At 56.4% G+C, this 4,253-nt stretch carries 4 protein-coding genes; 3 read left to right on the top strand and 1 reads right to left on the bottom strand.

What is annotated here, in order from left to right; genetic code table 11:
• Positions 1-614 (bottom strand): pyridoxamine 5'-phosphate oxidase family protein (locus AQR02_RS23710; RefSeq protein ID WP_054942866.1); only part of this gene is annotated, 614 nt, incomplete at its 3' end.
• Between the two features lie 133 nt (positions 615-747).
• On the opposite strand from AQR02_RS23710, the gene AQR02_RS23705 reads away from it, so the two are divergent.
• The 3 genes from AQR02_RS23705 to AQR02_RS23695 all read left to right on the top strand — a co-directional run.
• Positions 748-2,361, top strand: a complete 1,614-nt coding sequence (locus AQR02_RS23705; protein WP_054942865.1) for an aminotransferase-like domain-containing protein — start codon at positions 748-750, stop codon at positions 2,359-2,361.
• Between the two features lie 175 nt (positions 2,362-2,536).
• A complete protein-coding gene (locus AQR02_RS23700) occupies positions 2,537-3,322 on the top strand; it encodes a helix-turn-helix domain-containing protein (protein ID WP_054942864.1) in 786 nt (261 codons plus the stop codon).
• A gap of 462 nt (positions 3,323-3,784) precedes the next feature.
• On the top strand, positions 3,785-4,253 hold a 469-nt coding region (locus AQR02_RS23695), incomplete at its 3' end, for a 2,3-bisphosphoglycerate-dependent phosphoglycerate mutase (protein WP_148449201.1).

Below are 4,253 nucleotides of genomic sequence, written 5' to 3'. Positions count from 1 at the left end.
TAACTGTGGTAAGGGCAANATTTTTTCATCATTTCCAGCGTTTCAGCATCGCGCTCCCCATTCCGCTCGGCAAGCCCCCGGGTGACCCCCGCCCGTTCATCCTCCTTCAGATTCTGGCCGAATTTAAATTTGGCCGTTAATTCCTCAGGCACGATCCGCACGACGGCAACCCCCCTCAACCGTGAACGGTACCTTGGATCATCAGCAACAATTGGCGCATAGCCGCCCTGCGGCTGAAGCTTCTGCATGAAAAGCGACAATACGGCGGCCTTCTCTGTACTATCTTCAACCATTTCGGCTTGTCCGTAGGCGGTTACGCTTTTGAAGTAAGCGGTGGCAGGGCAGGCCAGCTCGGGGTCGCTGAAGTAGGAGGGAATAAGTGCATATTCATCCGCTACTGTGAAGCAGACCTGCTGCTGCTGCCGGATGCTCTCCATTTTGCCGCCGGCATGACTGCCGTGGAAATAAAAATTTCCCTGATCGTAGACAAAGTTCAGCGGGGTTACCCTAGGGGCTCCTTGTTCGTCACTGGTTCCCAGAAACCCAAAGCTCATCCCCTGTAAAAATTCCCTGATTTCCTCTTCCTGCTCAATCTTAAACTCTTTTCTGCGCATCCTGCTCATCCTCTCTCTTGATGTGAAGCGTGTGCTCCATGGAATTTCATTTAGCATAGAGGAGGAATTGACAATGAAAAAGTACCGGTTTACATTAATTTCAATGGTCCACTTTTGAGATGAGGGATAAAGCATGAATTTTACGCTGCCGTATGACCAGTATCTGGACATGTACCGCTACAAATATCTGGCGTTATATCATGCGCTCCGTGCAGCGATTCTTGACGGGACGCTGCCGGGAGGGGCCCGGCTGCCTTCCACAAGGAAGCTGGCCGGGCTGTATCTGCTATCACGCGGGTCGGCCTCGCAGGTATACGATATGCTGCTGGCCGACGGATATATCAAGACGGAACGGGGGCGGGGCACGTTTGTTTCAGGTGACGGATTCTTTACCGGAACGGGAGGAAGCAGCGGAGCTGGAGGCAGTAAGCCGGAAACCGGTGAACCGCGTGCAGCGGGCAAGGGTTCTGGTGATCTTCTGAATGTATCACCAGAACATGAGGAAGAAGCTGCTGGCGGGGGATACAGCGGGAATGCAGCCCTTGTAAACAGGACGTCCTGCCCAGCGTCTTCGGCCGCAGCGCCGATTAGGCTCACGGCCTGGGGGGAACGCCTGATGGAGCGGAAGCTCTCGGTCTATGAACGGGCCGGAGCGGACTTCATCAGCTTCCGCAGCAGCGGAATGCAGATGGAGCATTTTCCGTATGCTGAATGGCGGAGCGCACTCAACTATGCGGGAGGCAAACAAGGCGGACTGCTGGAGAGCTATTGTCCTCCGCAGGGTGATGAAGGCCTGCGGCGGGCGATTGCCGCCCATTTGCGGATGACCCGGGGAATCCGCACCGATGCGGAGCAGATCGTGCTGTTCAGCGGCTCAATGCAAGGCATTGTTATTCTGGCGCAGCTTCTGCTGGAGCAGGGAAGCAGCGCTGTGGTCGAGGATCCCGGATTTCACGGCATCCGAAGGGCGGTGGAGATTGGCGGCGGCACGCTGCTGCCGGGCCGGGTGGACGAGGCCGGACTTGTCCCGGAGGACTGGGAGGCACGGCTGCTCTTCGTCACACCGAGCCGCCAGTTCCCCACCGGCGCGGTGCTGCCGCTGGACCGGCGCCGCCGCCTGCTGGAATGGGCACAGCGGCACCAGGCGGTCATCATCGAGGATGATTATGACAGCGAGTTCCGCTGGGGCGGCCGGCCTATAGAGCCGCTCAAAGCGCTTGACCGCGAGGAGCGGGTCGTCTATGTCGGCTCCTTCACGAGCAGCATGTTCTTCGGGCTGCGGCTCGGCTTCGCCGTGCTGCCGCCCTCGCTGGCAGAGCCGGTCACTGCCGCCAAGGCATTGTATGAGCCGCTCCCGGCAGGCCAGCTGGAACAGCGGGCCTTGGCGCGGTTCATGGGCACCGGCGGGTACAGCCGCCACCTGCGGCGCATGACGCGCATCTATGGCGAGCGCGCACGGGTTTTCCGCGCCTTGCTGGCCGCGCGGCTCGGGACGATCTTCCAGGCGCTGCCTGGCGATGCAGGCCTAAGTATCTATGCGCGCTGGCTGCGCACAGAGGCGGAGTTCGCCGCCTTCCGGGCGGCGGCACGGCGGTGCGGCACGGACTTCCGCGACGCAGCGCTGTACCGGATCAGGCCGGGGAGCGCAGCGGCCTGCTTTTCTTTTGCCCACCTCGATGCTGAGGCGCTGGAGGAGGGCATGAACCGCCTGTTGTTAGCCTGGAACGATGTGCAAAATGGAACGTGACAAGGTATTATGTATTGTAAGGAAAACGTATGCTTACGAAGTCAGTTTTGTTCACGAAGTAATTCTATAGAAGATTATGCTGAACAAAACTAAGCTGATGCTTACGAAGACAGTTTTGTTCACGAAGTAATTCCATTGAGGATTATGCTGAACAAAACTTTTAGGAGGGAATATTATGCTGCATGCATCGCCATCCTCTTTTGTAATTCTGCCGGCCCTGGCGAAGATTGTCTGCGAACCGGGCTGGAGATGGCAGAAAAGAGAGAAGCCGCTGCAAAATTATGATTTATTTTATGTTTGGAGCGGGGAAGGTACGGTTGTACGCAGCGGTGTGCCTTTTCAGGTGGGTAAGGGAAGCTGCTTCCTGTTCCGCCCGGGTGATTCTACTTATGCGACACATAATCCGCAAAAGCCGCTGGTGATTACATACATTCACTTTGATGTTGCAGAAGAGGTGACAGAGGTCCCCCAGCCATACCGTGAGCTGACAGAGACGGTGGAATTCGAGCATCTGCTTGCCCGTTATGTACGTTTATTTCTGGTCAAAACCTTCGCTGCCGAGGAGGAGGGGCAGCTGATTTTGAAGCAGCTGATGATCCATCTGCTGCGTGAGGACCGGATGATGCCGGTGGAGCGGCATGTAAGCAACCATCTGACTGAAATTATCCACGAGGTAGCCAATTATGTCAGCCAGCATCCGGGTGCTGCACACCGGGTGGAGGACCTGGCGGCCCGGGCGGGATTGTCCCCCCGTTACTTCTCAATTAAATTTAAGGAGATTACCGGCTCCTCGGTCCAGTCGTATGTGATCCGTGCCCGGATTGAACGGGCCCAGCATCTGCTGCTGTACGCCGGAATGAATGTCACCGAGGTGGCAGATGCGCTAGGCTACCGTGATATTTTCTTTTTCAGCCGCCAGTTCAAGCAGCACACGGGGAAAAGCCCGTCTGAAATCCGCTGACCTTGCCCCCGTCCTCCTCTTCCGGCTGCTTTGTTTCAGCTTTTTACTCCGGGGGTAAATACGTTGCAACCTGGTTTACAGAAGATTTACATACAGCCTGGAAGGGGAGAACACAGGTATGACAAGAGGACGCCGGATTTCAAACAATGCCCTCAAGTGCGGGAGCGCCGGACTATGCCGGAACCGCTGGAGACGCTTGAAGCAGAATAGCGGCATGACCACAGACCAGTGGTTCTAAAGCAAGCAGACTAAGACGCAAGGATACAGCGATAGATGTAAGAGAACCGGGGCCGGAAGGCATCCGGTTTTTTTGAAATTTGTATGAGACGGGCCGGCCTCTCAGCTTCAGGCGTATCCGCATGGACCTGCCGGGGTATAAGGATAATGAGGATGAGCGGCTCGAGATGACATATACTTAAGCGGAGCAGAAGAACTGAAATCAAAGGTTAGAGGTGAGAGGATATGTACGAAGTTGTGTTGATCCGGCATGGAGAGAGTGAATACAACCGCCAGAATCTGTTTACAGGCTGGAGTGATCCCGATCTGACGGAAAAAGGGGTTCAGGAAGCCAAAGCCGCCGGCAAGCTGCTAAAGGATGCGGGCTACTCCTTCGATCTGGCCTTTGCTTCGGTGCTGAAGCGTTCGATTAAGACGCTTAACTATGTGCTGGAGGAGATGGATCTGCTGTGGATTCCTGTACAGAAATCCTGGAAGCTGAACGAGCGCCATTACGGGGCGCTGCAGGGTCTGAGCAAAAGCGAAACCGCCGTTAAGTACGGCGAGGAGCAGCTGCATATCTGGCGGCGCAGCCTGTCAGTCCGCCCCCCACTGCTTACGCCGGATGACCCGCGCTATGCCAGAAACGACATCCGCTACAAGGAGGTGCGCCCGGGCGATATTCCGCGAGGGGAGAGCCTGGAGGATACGGTCG

Source organism: Paenibacillus ihuae (assembly GCF_001368795.1).
Classification (GTDB): Bacteria; Bacillota; Bacilli; order Paenibacillales; family Paenibacillaceae; genus Paenibacillus_AQ; species Paenibacillus_AQ ihuae.
Note: the sequence above shows the minus strand (reverse complement) of the source record. Positions and strands in the feature narration are given on the sequence as shown.